A 17603-nucleotide genomic window follows, 5' to 3' on the forward strand; every position below is an offset into this window, starting at 1 on the left:
TAAGCCACGAAAGATTACTTAATAGCTGCTAATGATTTTTCTACCCATTTGTACCAAGTGCTGCTTGATTCTTTATCAGAAACTGCACCAATGTAGTCAACTTGGTCAAAGAAGCTCAAATCTAAGCCACTAAGGTTATTGGCTTGGATTGTCACTTCGGTTGATGCTGTGTTAGTTGCAAAACCATTTGCAGCAAGTACACCTTCTGCGCTATCCAAGATTTGGCTAGAAGCATTGTTTGTGAACCATTCAGCCTTAGAACCACCGCTTGCAAAGGTCTCTCCCCCTTTAAAGTGATTAACACATGCCATTACAGAGTTGTTGAACATAAGCTTGCCTGCGACCGCTTTTTCTTCTGCACTTTCTTTTTTGAACTCTAAACAGTCAGTGCCATTTGCGCCTTCGGCTTTTACGAATAGTGCGTTGTAGTACATACCTTCGATTGCATCATCGAATTTTGCAGCCTGAGAAGCACTATTATCACGAATTGACTTACCATCAGTAGTAACTACTGTAACGTTTGCGATAGTTGGGTTTGATGCCGGTACTTCCGAGTAATCGTCGCCTTTACCTTTTTGACCATCAGTCTCAAAACCGTTGTTACCCATATAACCTACAGAACCAGCAGGAATTGTTTTCTGCTCGCCTTCGTCTGTGTAAGTCACATCTTTCTTAGTTGTTACTGTACCGTGCTGTACATAGATAAATTGTGCATTACCTTGCCAACCTGCATCAATATCAATAGCGTCGTCTTGCGTATCAGTTACAACAATATGCTTGATGTTAGCAGCGCCACCGAAGAATTCGATACCGTCATCAAAACCTTGGTGAATGTGCAGATAATCAAATTTAGAGCCCGAGCCTACTGCATTAAGTGTGAGTGAGTTTAAGTCATCACCATCACCGCCTTCACGAGGACCTGAACCTGCGTACCAGATGTTAGCGAACTTGATAGTACCGCTACTGTCCGCGTTATTTTTACCACCAAAGTGACTTGTGATACCTTCCGAGGTAGCGTTACAGGTATTGGCTGCGCGCTCAGCATTGGTACATTGGTTTGTTAAACCAAATCCGTTGATGATGATGCCACCCCAGTCAGCGAACTGTGGGCCTGTCTGCGCAATGTCAAACTCTGAATAAACGTTCGCTGATGTGAATGTGATAGGCTTTTCAGCGGTACCAACGGCATTAATTTTTGCACCACGACCAATACGAATAATCGCTTCGCCAGATCTAAACGCAAGTGTTGTACCCGCTTCAATGTTGAGTGTTGGGCCGTTCGTGTCGATTGTACAGTTTTGGGTAGTGTTACAGTCTTTACCCATTTGGATTGCACCGTCAAATACGTGTGCTCCACCGTTTTCTAGAGCAGCAAAGGTGATATCTTCTTCAATTTCTAACGTCTTACCTGCAAAGTTTGTGCTGTATACGCAGTGTGGTGCAACGAATTCACCTTGTACTTCGTTACCTGCAACTGTGCGTTTAGTACATGGATTTACTTTGCCGCCTGGGTCTGGCGTTGGGTCAGTTGGGTTGCCTGAATTGTTCGTTGTATTATTTGAATTATTTACGCTGTTATCATTAACGGTAGGCGTTACTTTAATATCTCCACCACAACCAGCTAATACTAATGCAGAAGCAACAAGGCTTACCTTGAATAACCCAGAAATTTTCATTTTTATCTCCAAAAAATATAATAATTATAAGTGCATAAAAAGCTTGGACATAAAGTAACTAACTAGTATTACAGATGGGTTACACTTTATAGAAACAAACATGACAATTTAATAAATTGAAATAAAAAAACCGCCCGAAGGCGGCTTTGGTGTTGCGATTATAAAATTATAACAACGCCTGTTTTAGCGTCTCAGAGTGAAGCTTTTCTCTTTTTACATACTTAATCCATTGCTTGGCAATATTTTCAGACTTTTTATGCTTTTCAGCCTGCTCAAAAGCCAGTATAGAAGCATCGAAGTTCTGTAGATTATACTGTGCCATCCCCAGTGCAACATAAGCGTTTGATTCGAAAGTTAAGCCGCCCTTATCTAATGCTATACGTGCTGCATCTGCCGCTTCATCATACATCTCAAGATTGATATAAACTTCAGCAAGACGTTGCTCATAGTTGCCGTGTTCTACTTGCTTACTGGCCTTTTCAAAGTAGCCAATAGCCTTTTTGCTTTCTTTGGCTTGAACTAAAGATTCCGCGATAAACACCTGATTTTTAGCATTATCTTCGACAACTCCAGTGCGTAACCCTCGCTCCATCACCTTCGCTGCTTTATAAGACAAGCCGTTGTACATATAAACTTGGGCCAACTGCATAATTTGTGAGCGAGATTTTACAAATCCCTGCTGATCAGCCGCCTCAAAAATAGCCAATTGTTTTTTCTCTTCACCTATTTCACCATACATTCCCGCAAGCTGAACCCAATAATCAGGCTTATTAAACAGCTTAACCATTTTTTCTAATGTTCTAGTGACTTCTTTTGGTTTATTAAGTGAGTAATATAATGCCCTTTGCAATACCAACCAATTTTCTTTTGGCTCTTTACCTTCGGACTCAGATAAATTAACAGCAGTATTTATATATTTTAACGCCTCTTTATAATCTTTTAACTGATAATTCGCTTGAGCTCTTAGCACATAATAACTATCCGATATGGTTTTGGTGTTTATCGAATCCCATTGCTCTAAATATTTAATAACTTTTTCATATTCAGAGTTAGCCATTGCTAGTTGTGCCAAACTAAAGGTTGTTGATAATCTTAATGACTCAGGAATTTCTTCCTCAGCTACAACCTTTTCAAATGCAGCGATCGCTTTATCAAGCTGATTTTCGTTGTAATATATAAAGCCATAGAAATTATACATCATCGCAATTTCATAAGAGTTCATGCTTGATGAGCGGTCTTTAATGCTATCCAACGCCTCTAGACCCGCTTTAACATCTCCGTCATCAGCCAACTTTTGCGCTCTTGCTAACTGGCTATAAACCTTCTCTCTAAGCGCTGGTACACGTTTTGTTTTAGTTTCAGCGTATGCTGTACTCACATTGATATACGGCGTGAGTGAGGCTATAGGTGGCGCTACCATCGCAGCAACGAACAGCGCACTGTGTATCGTAATTTGTTTAATATTATTCATAATCGCACCTCTTTGATTCCATCAACCATTTATTTGGAAGGAGATCTTGTTCTGAACGCCAGCGACTTCAACCGCTTCGCCGTTCACTACTCGTGGTTTGTATTTGAACTTAAGCGCGGCGTCGAGTGCAGCTCGGTCGAAAATAGCTTCAGGTTCAGCGGTCACGACTTTAGGGTCCCTCACTGTGCCTTGTTTAGTCACTATAAACTCGACGATGACATACCCTTCAATTCCACGCGATAACGCGCGGCGCGGATATACAGGCGCAACCTTAACGATCGGTAAGTATTCGCCATCACTGGACTCAAGTGCCAAACCACCTGCAAGGTCCACGTCCGCCTCAACATTTGCACTAAAGTCAAAGTCCCCACCCGCTGCATCTAAGTCATTACTTTGCATTTGTGGTGAGTCCATCGGTGGCGGTGGCTCTTTCGGAGTCGGTGGTTTTTGTGGTTTACGCTCTTTCTTTTGTACCGCTTCTTCTTTTTTCAAACGGACAAAATCCAGCACGTTACCTTTAACAGGCTCAGTCATCGCTCCTTCTCCGCCTTGAATAAGCGCCTGCATACCCAAGAACAGAAAGAATGTAACAACACCTGCAATTATCAGTGCTATCAAATAACGCATATTGCTACCTATGATTCCTGTGCGGCGATTGAAACGTCAAACGCCCCTGCTGCTCTTGACGCATCCATCACTTTGATAAGCATTTCCGTGGTTGCTTTCTTGTCAGCTTGAATAACCACGCTTCCTTGAGGGTTTTCAGCTTTTAATCGCTCGATGTTTGCTTGTACCGCGCGTACATCAACTTGACGCTTGTTAATCCAAATTTCACCTTTGTCTGAAATTGCTACCAAGATATTTGCGCGCTGTTTTTTTACAGCGGTCGCCGCTTCTGGGCGGTTTACATCAATTCCAGCTTCTTTTACGAAAGATGCGGTAACAATAAAGAAAATAAGCATGATAAATACCACGTCCAGCATGGGAGTCATGTTGATCTCTTCTGCTTCTTCTTCTTGAAATACTTTAGCTAATGGAGCTCTCATAATTCTTTCCTCTGCACATTCGACTTAATGGTCGAGTAACATTTTGTCTTCTAACAATTCAACTTCACGCTTGGCTTTACGCTGCAAGTATGTCGATGCGAATACACCAGATAGTGCGCCAACCATGCCCGCCATCGTTGGGATGGTTGCCTTCGACACCCCAGAGGCCATCGAACGAGCGCTACCAGTTCCTGTAATAGCCATAACATCAAACACTTCAATCATGCCTGTCACGGTTCCAAGCAGGCCCAGTAAAGGACACAGCGCAACCATCACGTTTATGTATGGCAAATTCGCATTTAAGCGGATCCCTGCTCTGGAGATCTGTGCTTGACGAATTTGCTCAGCATGCCAACTATTTCTCTCAGCTCTCGCTTTCCAGTCCGACAACAATTCCTTTTTGTAGGTTTTGTAGCGTCCAAAAAAGAACATAAATCTTTCTAGAATAAGCAACCACATCGCAAAGATGATTAGGCCGATGACCAGTAAAACCTGGCCACCCGTATCTAAAAATTCTCGTAGCGCATTGATTGCTTCAATCAATAGAACCACGATTACGCTCCTTTTTCGCTTCGCTCAGCGATAATGCCAGCACTTTGCTCTTGTAGAATTAACAGTAAATTACGAGAGCGTGTGTTTAGAATTGTGTATAAGAAAACTGTTGGGATTGCGACAACGAGACCCAACACGGTGGTTACCAGCGCTTGAGATATGCCACCAGCCATCAACTTCGGATCACCCGTTCCAAATAACGTGATTGCTTGGAAGGTATTGATCATCCCTGTTACCGTACCGAGTAGACCAAGCAGTGGCGCCACTACCGAAATGATTTTTATCAAAGTCAGGTTGCGAGTGATTTTTGGCATCTCACGCAAAATTGCTTCGCTTAGTTTTAACTCTAACGTGTCATACGCTACGTCTGGGTATTGATCTTTGACCTTCATAACACGGCCCAAAGGGTTATCGTCACGAGCTGTTGTGTCTTTGAGCTGGCGGTTGATTTTAGCACCCATAATGAACAACGAAATAAAGCGCTCTAGTGCAATTAGTAGCGCTAATACACCGACACCCAAAATCACATAACCAACAGCACCACCTTGGTGAACTTGCTCTTCCGTATTCGGCGCTTGAACAAGCAGACCTAAGATTGAACCGCCCGTTGGGTCAAGTGCAAAGTCAACCACACCATTGTTGGCACTTTGTAGCTTTGCTGCTGTTTCTGTGAACCGAGACACAGGCTGACGAGTCAGTTCAGACAAGGTGTTGGTCACAGGGTTATAAGATAAGTACTTACCATCAGAGATTAAGTTAAATGCACCGACCCTTACCACTTCCTTGCTCGCTTTCTCACCACCAGCAACGATGACCTCTGTAGTGAAGCGCGCAACTTTACCCTGCTCTGTCATTTCACGTTGTAGCTCGTACCACACTTTTTCGATATCTTCGATTGAAGCTAGACGAGACGTCGATCCCATCTTTTTGGCCATTTCGTCCATAAAGTCACTGCGACCTGGAATTTGAGCCGATACAACTGACGTTTGAAATTTAGTGCTTGAGTCACCTGCTACCTGCTGAAGTACGCCAAATAGTTCTTTTAACGACCCCATGCGCTTAGACAAAGTGTCGGTCAGATTTTGTAATTTGATTTCATTTTCTTCGAATTGCGTTTCTAAGCGCTCAGAGCGTGCAAGCTCACCGTTACGCTTTTGCGTCAGAGCATTCAACATAGCAATTTGCTGATCTTGTTTAGCTGTAAACTCAGCCTCTCGCGCACGATTCTGCTGGCTTTGAGCAGCTTGCCCTTGTTCCAGAGTTTTTAACAGTGAATCTAAATCCAATGCCTGTTCTGCCATGACTGATGTAGACAAGGCGAATGTTGCAGCCAAGATGGCCTTTTGACTGAATTGTTTGATAAATTTCATCTTGAACCTCTTACTCTGAAGCGTGAACTGGAAGCGTTAACATATCTGGGGCTAGCTGCTTGCGAGCGATACGCAAGCCTTTGTTGATTTGGCTGATACTGGTGTCATCTAGCGCAACAAATTGTTTGCTATCTTGGTTCCAGCTGCCGGCTAACGACCCATCTTTGGTGACGTACAGCAACTCCAGACGGCCAATGCGAAGAAAGTCTACCTCTCGTTCCTTACCGTCTACGTCTAGCAAGGCGGTGTAAGCTTCGATGGTACGACCGTAATCGACTTCAACTTGGTATGCTTCAAGTACACGACGAAACTTTTCGCTCGATGTAACGTCCGCACGTTCCATCATATCTTTGAGTGACGCGATGCGTGCTTGACGCTCTTTAGATAAAAATGGAATATCAAGTGCGACAAACTGCTCTAAACCCGTGATCATACGTAACATCAACGGCGTTATTTGACGTTCAATAACTGACACCTGATCCATAGAAGCATTAATTGCGTTCATTTCATCAAGCTGATTCTGTATTTGCTTGTCTAGTTGGGCGTTATATACCGCCAGACCATCGATCTCTTTATTGAGTGTTTTGAACTTTTGCAAACGTGACTGCATTGAGTCAGCGATTGAGTCGATCTTTGTTTGAGTTATCTGTGCAGATTCATTAATTGCACTACTTTTGTCGATGACCTTGTTTAAGTCATTGGCTTGAACGCTGGTCGCTGTTGCAAGAAAACCTGCTAGTAACAGGGGGTTAACGCACTTCATCGCATACACCTTAAGTTTTGCTAGTAATTAAATTGGGTGCAGTTTAAGGGGGTTTAATTACAAACGTGTTGCGCAAAAAATACAGAAAAATGACAACTGTAATAATTAGTACGTGTGATTTAGTGAAAAAAATTTATTATCTTACTCGCAATAATATGAAAGGTTCTAATACAAAAAAGCCAGCATCTTGTTGATACTGGCCTAATTGATAATAACGCAGTAATGTTCTTAAAAGTTACACTTTAAACTTCATTACCATCTTTTCAAGCTCATCAAATTGCGCTTGCAACTGCCTACATTCTCCAAGCGTTGCCTGAAGGTTTTGTGAACCTTGGACAGACAAATCACTGATATGGTGAATATCACTGTCTAATGATTGGATTACGGTATTTTGCTCCTGTGTGGCACTGGCAACCGCATGGTTTACACCATCTATTGAATCAATCGCATTACTTACTTCATGCATCTTCTCACCAGCTTGAGTCGCTTGCGTAGCGCTTTTTGCGGAATCTTCCAACGATGATTTCATTACCGCAACCGCAGAAGCGGAACCCTGTTGTAACTCGATAATCGTGTTTTCAATTTCTTGTGTAGACTCCTGAGTACGCTGCGCAAGCTGTCTTACTTCATCAGCAACAACGGCAAACCCTCTACCCGCTTCACCAGCACGAGCGGCCTCTATCGCAGCATTAAGTGCCAATAAGTTAGTTTGTTCACTCACCCCTTTAATCACCTCTAGCACCTGCCCGATACTCGCTGAATGCTTATCTAAGCTATCAACGGTAGATTGAGCTTGTGCCATTTTGTCACTCAACGAAGCTATCTCAGAAATATTAGCATTCAACGCTGTTTGGCTATCTACACTGAGTTTATTAGCCTCAGTCGCCAATTCGGAAGCGTGACTTGCATTGTTAGAGATCTCAACCGCACTGGAGGACAATTCATTAATGGCCGTCGCCACATTGTCAGTACGTTTGGTTTGATCGCTATACATGCTCAAGGTTGATTGGGTTTGAGCGATTAGGCTCTCGACCGAATGTTCTAGGGAGATGGTTGTGTCCTTAACCTGTGCGATAGAATCATGAATTTTCTCAATAAAGAGGTTGAAGTAGTTTGACAACTCACCAAATTCGTCATCATTTTCCACGTGCAATCTACGCGTTAGATCGCCTTCTCCCTGTGCAATATCCTTGATGGCATCGTTGAGTTGTGCAACAGGCTTCATCAAATACTTTAATAGCAGTTGTAGCATCACAACAATCACGGCAACGCCTAGCAACATGTAAATCGCAGCCATATTTCTAAACGACGACACCGAGGAATAAGCGATTTCTTTGTTGATCACCACACCTAAATACCAATCAACGTTTTTGATCCCTTTCATTTTCACAAAGGAGATCAATCGCTCTGTACCGTCTATTTCTTCTTCTACAAAATTTTCTTGTAGAGGTAGAGACTTACCAAATAAATCAGACATTGGCTTATCATTAAGCTGGGTTTTAGGGTGCGATAAAATACGCCCTTCAGAATCCAATAAGAAGCCGTAGCCAAAGCCCAAAAAGTCAATTTCGTTGATGATATCTGTGATAGTCGCCATATCGATGTCACCACCAGCAACACCGAGCAGCTCACTACCACTACTGATTGGAACAACCGCAGAGATAGTCAGTTCATTGGTGGTAACGTCGATATAAGGGTTTGTAAACGCAGTACCATTTTTCTCCTTCGCAAGCTGGTACCAAGGGCGTGTGGTTGCATCGTAATCAGGGGGCAATACGATACTTGGATCATCAAGAATAAACTCGCCTTCTCTCATACCAATGTAAACGTTTTTAAAATCACCCGCTGCATCAGCGGTGGCCAAACGTCTTAAAATCTGGTCTCTAGAATCTGACGAGCGATGACCGCTGGCCACCGACCCGACGATGTCCAACCTATCATTTAGCCAATTCGCGATATTCTGAGATACTGATTGAGAAATTTCTTGTAATACCAGTGCGAGTTGTTGCTGAGTTTGATTACGCATCACAATAAAATTGTTGACGGTAAACAGCCCTAATACCAACACCAAAACCAGCGAAGCCGCTATCGTAACTTTGGTGGTAAACTTTAACGATTTAAACATTCTGAGCCTATTATTATAAATTGTACGCCTAAACCCGTTGTTATGAATTATGAACAACGTTTGGGAATCACTTCTGATCAAATCAGCTTGTGTTCATATTTAACAAAATTAAACTGGTTTGTCTTATCGTATCGGTCAGTATCTGAGATTATTTAGTAAATTTAGCTAAACTGTGTACAACTGACGAAAAATAACACAATTTGTTCCGCGTTTTAGGATGAAACCGTAAAAGTATAGACATAAAAGAAAATGTAAGCTTTGAGGTTAGATTTTCTGAGACATAATTTTTAATTTTATATGCCACTCCACCTCTTTTGATGTTGTACACGGAACGCTTTTCTGAATATCGACAAGCACACTACTCAAGCATGTATTAACTAGGCCTATTTGTACAATTCAAACAACAGTCGCATGTCGCTCTTCTTAAATTACTTTGGACCGTTCCAAATTACATTGTCATTTCATCGTTATGAATACGTATTCAAAGTGCATCATTAGATATGTTTTTTGACATAAAAAAGGCAAGCGAATGCTTGCCTTACTTTAAGGGAGGTACTGTGTAATTAATTAACTTTACTGCGCCACTGCTGTGCCCACTTAACAACATTCATGCCGTACCAAGCAATATAGAGATAACATACTAAAGGTACGATAAAGCTCATTTGAATATTTATTGTGTCTGCAAACATGCCCTGAACAAGTGGGACAATTGCGCCACCTACAATGGCTAAACATAGCCAACCAGAACCTTTGCTGGTCAACGAACCTAAACCTTCAATTGCTACAGAGAAAATGGTAGGGAACATAATCGAGTTGAATAAGCCGATAGCAAGCACAGCCCACATAGCTAGGTGCCCTTCGGTCAACATCGTAGCGCTGAGTAACGCGACGATACATACAGCGTTGAACATTAACGCTTTCGACGGTGCTACTTTTTGTAATACTGCTGAGCCGATAAATCTACCCACCATAGCACCACCCCAGTAATAGCTGATTAGCTTGGCTGCCGCATGTTCTTCAAGCCCAGCAATATGTGGTTGTGCGAAATAGTTAACCAAAAAGCTACCAATTGCCACTTCTGCACCTACGTAACAAAAGATAGCGCCAACACCCATAACTAAGTGAGGCGCATCAAACAAACTATGTGCTTTGGCTTTACAAGTTTGCTCTTGTGTGTGCGCTTCAATCGTCGGTAGTTTTAGAAAGGCAAAGACAATTGCAATTGTTAATAAAGCACCAGCCAGCATCAAGTAAGGGACTTTCACTGACTCTGCCCCAGCTTCTGCGGCCATAGCACCAGCTGTACCAAAAAATAACAGACCACCCACATATGGACCAACTGTTGTACCTAAGGAATTCAATGCCTGTGCTAAATTTAAACGGCTTGACGCTGTTTTGACGGGTCCCAACGCAGCCACGTATGGGTTGGCTGATACTTGCAGTACGGTTATACCTGAAGCCAGTACAAATAGCGCACCTAAAAACAACCAGTATTCGTGCACGACAACCGCTGGATAGAACAACATACATCCTATTGAAGCTACAACTAAACCAGTTAAAACACCGTTTTTATAACCGAGTTTTTTAACCAAAACACCGGCAGGTAAAGACACGATAAAATAAGCGCTAAAAAAGCAGAACTGAATCATCATGGCTTCGGTGTAGTTAAGATCAAATACGCCTTTTAGTCTGGGGATCAATACGTCGTTGAGTACTGTTATAAAGCCCCATAGAAAAAACAATGTAGTCATTGCACTTAACGGTAACAAATAGTTTTTGTTTTCGTCATTACCTTGTGCAACAAAGCTTTGATTTGTGTTTATGTCACTCACAAGAAAAACTCCAATAGTAGGGATAGCTCGATTTTACACACTGTAACAACAAAATCACAAATGTTTTCATGGAACGTTCCAATTTAAAAATAGTACTCATGATAATCGCTCTTTAGAAAGTGTGATGACAAGATATTTTTGACGTTCTCAAATAACCTAATTCAGCAACGAAGATTAAAGCCTTAATTCGTCAAACGCACCAATATTGGACAAGGTATGATAAAATCAAAACAATGAATTTTGCAGCGTATGATGGGCAACGCCTACTTTAGAGCCGATAGTGCACATTAAACGCTATGTAAATGGTCATCATAGTGATAATAAACTGACTAGACACCCTAATCATCATACCTTGGTGCGCATTACTGATGTGTTACCTGCCTATCAACTATAAGAGCAATAGAATATGAGTGTTATCTGTTTTGGCGAAGCTTTAGTCGACTTTTTGTCAAATGGTAAAAACCCCGAGTCATTCACAAAATACGCTGGCGGCGCACCTGCAAATGTCGCGGTTGCTATCGCAAAGCAAGGCGTAAAGTCTAGCTTCTGTGGTATGTTTGGCATGGATATGTTTGCAGATTTCTTACTCACTGAACTTAGCGCTCACGGAGTCAACACTCAATATTGTCGCCGTACCGATAAAGCTAAAACCGCATTGGCTTTTATATCGTTAGATGACAAAGGCGAAAGAAGCTTTAGTTTTTATCGTCCACCTGCCGCTGACTTACTATTTAGAATTGACGACTTTGACCCTGAGATTTTTGTAAGCCACAAAATTATACATGTTTGCAGCAACAGCCTGGCAGAAGCAAGTATCTACAAAACTACCATTTATGCACTTAACCAAGCAAAGAAGAATGGCATTGTATGTAGTTTTGATATGAATCTTAGGCTCGACTTATGGCCATCGCAAAGACATCTGATTGAACGCGTGTGGCACGTCATTGCGTTATCAGACATTGTAAAGCTATCACAAGAAGAGTTGGACTTTTTACACCAAAGCAGGCATCTAGAACATGGGCTTGATAAAACCATTGCGGCGATACTTACAGCTAATACCCAATGTCTTATTGTTACCGATGGTGCAAAGCCGATTAGATTTTTTACCAACAAAAATCAAGGCCTAGTGACACCACCACAGGTAACCGCTATTGACACAACAGCCGCTGGTGACGCGTTTATCGGTGGTTTTTTAAGCCAGCTTGCAAACCAGTCCAATCCTTTACAAGCAATCGGTTGTGAGCAAACCTTAACCGCGGCTATCAGCTATGCAAGCAGGTGTGGCGCGTACGCCACAACAATAAAGGGAGCGTTTAGTTCATTGCCATGTGCTGGGCAAATCAACGATTGAATATGATGTTACGCTCAATCACAGTCAAATGTAGGCCAATCGGCCACATAATGTTCAAACTCACTTTCTATATCGACGGTATTATCTTTGGTAACACGCCCTTTTACACTAATGCCCAATTGATGCATTTTGTCTTTGCTGCCGTTATTGAGCAATGGATGCCAACTTGCAAGGCCTCTTCCTTCATGAAGACGACGGTAACTACAACTTTGAGGCATAAAGAATATATCTTTTAGATTCTCTTTGGTTAGTTTCACACAAGAAGGTACCAGTTGTTGGCGTTCACTATAACGCGTACAGCCACACGTGTTGTCGTCGATGTATTGGCACACAAGACTGGTATAGATTAAGCTTTCACCCTCGCGTAAAAAATCTGTACTTGCAAAGGCTTCATCATCTTCGTGATCACTATCAATGAAGGTATTTAAACAACATTTTCCGCAACCATCACAAATGGCTTCCCACTCTTGTTGGTTCATTTGCGCTAGCGATTTTGTTTGCCAAAATGGTTGGTTGTTCATATTAAGTACTTCATCATTACAAGATCAACGCAAAGTCTACTTAAATCGACGCTAATTAGCAAAGATCAAGCAAATTCATAGGCAAAAGATTTCGGTAGTTTAAACTCTATGGCCACGCCACCAAGCGAACTGTTGTAAGAACTGATCTCACCATGATGTGCGTCTATCAGTTTTTTACACACCGCCAGTCCCATCCCTTTGCCACCTAAGGTGCTGTTACGCGAAGGCTCTTGTCTAAATAAAGGCTCAAACAATAACTGATGTGCTTCATAAGTTAACGGATCGCCAGAGTTTTCAATACGCACTGTTAGACTGGACTCTGTTTCAATAAAGCTCAATTGGATCTGCACTGAACGTCCACCAAATTTCAGAGCGTTAGAGATGGCCTCATCGATCACCTGTTTAATCGCCTTAGCATCAATGCTAATCGTGCTCATGCCATTGAGTGAGCAGCGCACGCTAAAACAGTGCTGATTACTGTCAATGGATTTCTCGCAACTGTCGGTAATTTGCTTGATAAAGTGAGTCAGCTTCACAGGCTCAATATTCAAACCATAATGTAGGTCCTTCGAGTCGCTGACGAGCATGAGTGTATTGATAAACTCATTAAGCTCATCGATTTTATCATGCAGTTTTTTATAAGAATCATGCACATTATCTACAATATTATGTTGCAGTGACTCAATTTGAATTTTCATTACCGTTAAGGGCGTTCTTAATTCATGAGACAAGTCAGTAAACAGCCGTTGTTCATTTTTCTTAATTTGTTCGGTGTTCTGTAGCGACATTTGCTGTTCTTGTAACACCGTTTCATTGAGTGAATTGACTTGCTTTTGTAGATGATAAACCAACTGATATTGAACCGATTTGTGTTGTACAGCCATAGCAACGGTAAATAAACACACTTCTATCAAATAGCCCACTTTTATGTACGTAGAGATATCAAACTGCGCGAATACATTACCAAAACTAGCACCTAGAATTGCTAACACATTTACAAATAGCACATGATTAAACAAGCTAACGGCAAATATTCGTATGCCCGGTGCACTTTGTTTCACACACCAATAACAGGTATAGAGGAATACGGGAATGATCAGAGAGCTGGCAAGCAGGTTATAAAAAACAGATTGTAGCCATAACGCAACAGGGACTAAAGCGCTATACACCAGCAAAGACCCTAGATAGACTTTATCTAGCGTTGGATGATGATATTTTAGCTGCAAAAAACTCCGCACAAAAAGAATATGTAAAATTGGTACAAGCACCATCAATACGATCGAGAACATGTTAGAAAAGTGACCCACTTCGGGCCAAAAATACTGGTAAGTAAACCCTGCCATATCAACCACAATGAACAAAAACATGCTTGTCCAAAGCGCATAAAACACATTTGTTAGGTTACGATTAAAAAATAAGTTTACAACCACTATCAACAGAATTGCCAAAACAATACCCACTATGATGGCATTATTTAATACACTCATTTGCATAGTTTGAATGAAGTGATTCGGGCTGTGAAGACGAATGTTTGCCGGAGCATTCGCGAATGTTTGATACTTAATATAGAGTGTTTTGCTCTGATTAGGTGGGATTTCAATGGGAACATACATCTGTGGATGCTTAAAGGGCCTGTCAGCAAATTTGCTTGACTCATTCAGGCGAATTATCTCATCGCCTTGGGATTGCCAATACATTTCCAATACAGGTAAACGAGCAAAACCGAAAGACACATACCAAGTAGACTCTTGTGTTTGGTTTGTGATGTCTACCTTTGCCCACTTCCAGTAACCCTGTGGATTAGGTTTTTGTATTGCATAGGGTTCTAGCAAATTAGGCATGGCCTGTAACTGCGTTACAGTATTGATCTGTTTACTATAGTCATGAAAAAACAAGGCATACTTTTTTAGCTCGTATTCTTGTTGACTTGAGCTCAGCTCCAACGCTTCAGCCGTCACCAATAAACTGGTTAAGCAGTTGAGTAAAAACAAGATGATATGACGTAACTTCATACACTAGAGCAATTAAATTAGATTACGAGAAGTCTACAGAAAAAAAATGTAGTAATTATGGAGAAATGTACGTTACTTACTATATTTTTAGGGGGAAATTAATACTAAATCACTAGCTCTAATCTGTGTGTGGCGCGCTGGGATAAAAAAGGCGCGTTATTCACGCGCCTTAAAATAACCTTCAAAGTTAGTTACTGGAACGTAACGCTTGCTGAATCTGTCGGCTGAATAGCTTGAGAGCCGTCATCATCAATAACCGTAGCAGTCACATTGTTCACATGAGGTGAACTGGTCACTATCGCAGTAAACTGACAGCTATAGCTATCACCCGCTTGCGTAGCTGGTTGCATAACTTGTGGTACAGAACATGTTGTTGACTGAATGTTTCCTGCAACAACGGTAACATCACCAAACATATCATCCATCAACTGGGTGATAGTCAAGGCCTCAGAGTCAGAATCATTCGACACGCTAACCTGATAAGTTACAACCGCTTGAGTGGCTGTTTTAACTAGACTTGCTGCTGGCGGCGTATTAAGAATATTTACGGTTGCATCATCAACTGCTGACACAACTTCCCCATCATCATCTAAGCCCGACACAGATACAACGTTAGTAACGGATGTATTGCCATTTCCTGCAACATAGGTGGTCAGGTTACATGAATACGATCCGCTTGGCGCAATTACTTGAGGCAGGCTACATGTGCCTTGGCCTGCTATTGATCCCAGTTTATCGTCGTCAGCTACATCTATTGTTACTGCATCAACCGAGGATGTGTTGTTAATGGTATAAGTGTAAGTAACATTTGCACCGGGCTCATCGAAAGACGACGGTGAAGCAGTTTTGATCACTTCAATACTTGATGGTGTATTGAGAATTACCACCGTTGCCGAATCACTTGCACTTACCGCGTTTCCTTCGTCATCTGTACCAGTCGCAGTGATGGTATCAGTTTCTGAATCACCAGCGTTACCATTCACTTGAGCAGAGAATGTACAGCTATATTGAGCACCCACATTGATTACCTGTGGTACTGAACAGTCGCCTTGACCATTTAAATCACCGTGAATGTTGTCTATCAAAGAAGTGATAGTAATAGGGTCAGAACTAGCAGCACTGGTATTATCAATCACCATCGTGAAACTCACTAATCCACCTGGTTCTGGCAATTGCGTTGGTGAAGCCGTTTTAACGAGTGTGATACTTGGTGCAGAATCAGTAATAGCGACCTGTGCCGTATCGTTTCCAGTTAGCACATTGCCATTGTCGTCTACCCCTGTAGCTGTAACAACATCAACTTCAACATCGCCTGCGTTGCCAACAATGCTGGTGGTGAATTGACAGGTGTAAGTGTCTACACCGCCTGGGTTACGGTCATCAGCAGGGATCACCTGAGGTACGCTACAAGTCGTGCTGATAATACCATCATGACCTGCCGTTGTGATGTCGCCGTAAATGCTATCAGACAACGCGTTGACTGTGACATTATTTGACGGGTCAATGCCAACGTTGGTCACTGTAACCGTAAAGGTCGCATTACCGCCCGGTTCAACCAAAGTGTCTGGATTAACTGATTTAGACACTAACAGCTCAGCTGGTGGAACGGCGATTGGAATATTAAAGGTATTGTCACACTTACATTTTGAAGGTGAACCAGGATACGCATCGCTTGGATTAACACATAGTTCGTTAGCACCTGACTGACGCCAACTTGTACAATATGGTAGGTTTAGCTGGCCGTCATTATCGGGGTCAACACAGGTTGCGGTCAATGTGAAGGTCGGTGAAAGTGGGTTGAAATCAGGCTTGCTAATGTCACCACATTCATCTTGAACACCAGATGGCCCACTAGTTCCTGGGAATGGATCATTTGTACCATCTAAATCTAGCCAAGGGGGCGAAGGTGCAAATGGCAAGGTTGAAATGCTACATTGTCCACTTTGAGCACCATCGTTATTGGGATCACCATCTGTAACAAAATAAATACCGATATCGTGACGCTCTTTAGAAGTTGTCTCGATATCAAATGTCGCGGTGAATTGCACGGTATCACCTTGATACGCACACCCATCATCTAATATTTCCAGCTTAGGAGTGCCATCAGGATTTGATGATACTCCGGCAATTCTGACGTCGTTGGCCGTACATTGAACTGCAAACCCTGCCGTCTCTTCCATACACCCAGCAAACTCAGTACCTGTAGCTTGCACGGTGTTGAAGGACAAAGCACTCATTAATGCGAACGTACCTAACGCAATACGCTTTAGACCTAAGCCTAAAGTAAAGCCTTTAGGTTTGCTCTGAAAAGAACTTGAACCTTGAAACATTTTACATACTCCTTCATTTAACCATTTGTATACCAGACACATATCTGGTAGCCAGCACTAATAGCAATCAAGCTGAATCGCCCGACCCTATTAAAATAATCAGCTCGCCTCTATTGAATGACAGACGCGACTACCGAACACAAAAACAATACTTTTGTACTAACAAACATGGCCACAGCGCCTTTCCCTTTCTGTATTACCAAAGCCATTAGATAACTTTACTTACAAAATTGGAGAAGCCCACAACATTCAGTTAGCGTTCATCTTTATAGAGCATAGATTAATACATTCCAAATACATTTTCTTTACATTTTGAACACAAGAATGAACAGTGACGCTGATAAACATACAAAAAAATAAGATTAAAATGATGTAAACTGAATAAAGTTGCCTTTTATGCAACTTTGAGGGTTTTGCTTAATACGCTGTTTTATAACAATAATGATCTTCGTATTTACATAATTTTTATTTCGATAAACGATACGTTTAAACAACTCATTGGATGAAAGCCCCCGTTTTAGGGACAATGAAAATATTTATATTTTTGTTGATCT

13 protein-coding genes are annotated in these 17603 nt (G+C 41.9%); 1 reads left to right on the forward strand and 12 read right to left on the reverse strand.

The genetic code is table 11. The features are described from left to right. Positions 1-14: 14 nt before the first annotated feature. The 9 genes from C2M32_RS17055 to C2M32_RS17095 all read right to left on the reverse strand — a co-directional run bounded on the left by C2M32_RS17055 (position 15) and on the right by C2M32_RS17095 (position 10835). Positions 15-1676: a hypothetical protein gene (locus tag C2M32_RS17055; protein WP_105169526.1), complete on the reverse strand. Its 1662-nt coding sequence runs from the start codon at positions 1674-1676 to the stop codon at positions 15-17. A gap of 166 nt (positions 1677-1842) precedes the next feature. Then, positions 1843-3147 carry a tetratricopeptide repeat protein gene (locus C2M32_RS17060; RefSeq protein WP_105169527.1) on the reverse strand — a complete coding sequence of 435 codons (1305 nt, stop codon included), beginning with the start codon at positions 3145-3147 and terminating at the stop codon, positions 1843-1845. A 21-nt stretch (positions 3148-3168) separates the two neighbouring features. Then, on the reverse strand, positions 3169-3774 hold the full coding sequence (locus C2M32_RS17065) for an energy transducer TonB (protein WP_105169528.1): 606 nt from the start codon (positions 3772-3774) through the stop codon (positions 3169-3171). Between the two features lie 8 nt (positions 3775-3782). Beyond that, positions 3783-4193, reverse strand: a complete 411-nt coding sequence (locus C2M32_RS17070) for an ExbD/TolR family protein (protein ID WP_070982912.1) — start codon at positions 4191-4193, stop codon at positions 3783-3785. A gap of 24 nt (positions 4194-4217) precedes the next feature. Next, positions 4218-4745 (reverse strand): MotA/TolQ/ExbB proton channel family protein, encoded by a 528-nt coding sequence (locus C2M32_RS17075; protein ID WP_105169529.1) that lies wholly within the window; start codon positions 4743-4745, stop codon positions 4218-4220. Between the two features lie 2 nt (positions 4746-4747). After that, entirely contained in the window at positions 4748-6115 is a 1368-nt protein-coding gene (locus C2M32_RS17080) for a MotA/TolQ/ExbB proton channel family protein (protein WP_105169530.1), read from the reverse strand. 10 nt (positions 6116-6125) lie between these two features. Further along, positions 6126-6878: a DUF3450 domain-containing protein gene (locus tag C2M32_RS17085; protein WP_105169531.1), complete on the reverse strand. Its 753-nt coding sequence runs from the start codon at positions 6876-6878 to the stop codon at positions 6126-6128. Between the two features lie 235 nt (positions 6879-7113). Next, the gene (locus C2M32_RS17090; protein WP_105169532.1) at positions 7114-9003 is read right to left on the reverse strand and encodes a methyl-accepting chemotaxis protein; all 1890 of its coding nucleotides are present in this window, start codon (positions 9001-9003) and stop codon (positions 7114-7116) included. A gap of 563 nt (positions 9004-9566) precedes the next feature. Continuing rightward, positions 9567-10835 (reverse strand): sugar MFS transporter, encoded by a 1269-nt coding sequence (locus C2M32_RS17095; protein ID WP_105169533.1) that lies wholly within the window; start codon positions 10833-10835, stop codon positions 9567-9569. Between the two features lie 406 nt (positions 10836-11241). Between C2M32_RS17095 and C2M32_RS17100 the strand changes: the two genes are divergently transcribed. After that, positions 11242-12186, forward strand: a complete 945-nt coding sequence (locus C2M32_RS17100; protein ID WP_105169534.1) for a carbohydrate kinase family protein — start codon at positions 11242-11244, stop codon at positions 12184-12186. A 14-nt stretch (positions 12187-12200) separates the two neighbouring features. Here C2M32_RS17100 and C2M32_RS17105 read toward each other — a convergent pair whose 3' ends face one another. The 3 genes from C2M32_RS17105 to C2M32_RS17115 form a co-directional block, all read right to left on the reverse strand. After that, on the reverse strand, positions 12201-12707 hold the full coding sequence (locus C2M32_RS17105) for a YcgN family cysteine cluster protein (RefSeq protein ID WP_105169535.1): 507 nt from the start codon (positions 12705-12707) through the stop codon (positions 12201-12203). A gap of 65 nt (positions 12708-12772) precedes the next feature. Then, positions 12773-14719, reverse strand: coding sequence for a sensor histidine kinase (locus tag C2M32_RS17110; protein WP_105169536.1), 1947 nt, complete (start codon positions 14717-14719; stop codon positions 12773-12775). Positions 14720-14910: 191 nt separating this feature from the next. After that, positions 14911-17049: a DUF7507 domain-containing protein gene (locus tag C2M32_RS17115; protein ID WP_158678262.1), complete on the reverse strand. Its 2139-nt coding sequence runs from the start codon at positions 17047-17049 to the stop codon at positions 14911-14913. Between the last annotated feature and the right edge of the window lie 554 nt (positions 17050-17603).

It is taken from the genome of Pseudoalteromonas sp. T1lg23B (assembly GCF_002964665.1).
Taxonomy (GTDB): Bacteria; Pseudomonadota; Gammaproteobacteria; order Enterobacterales; family Alteromonadaceae; genus Pseudoalteromonas.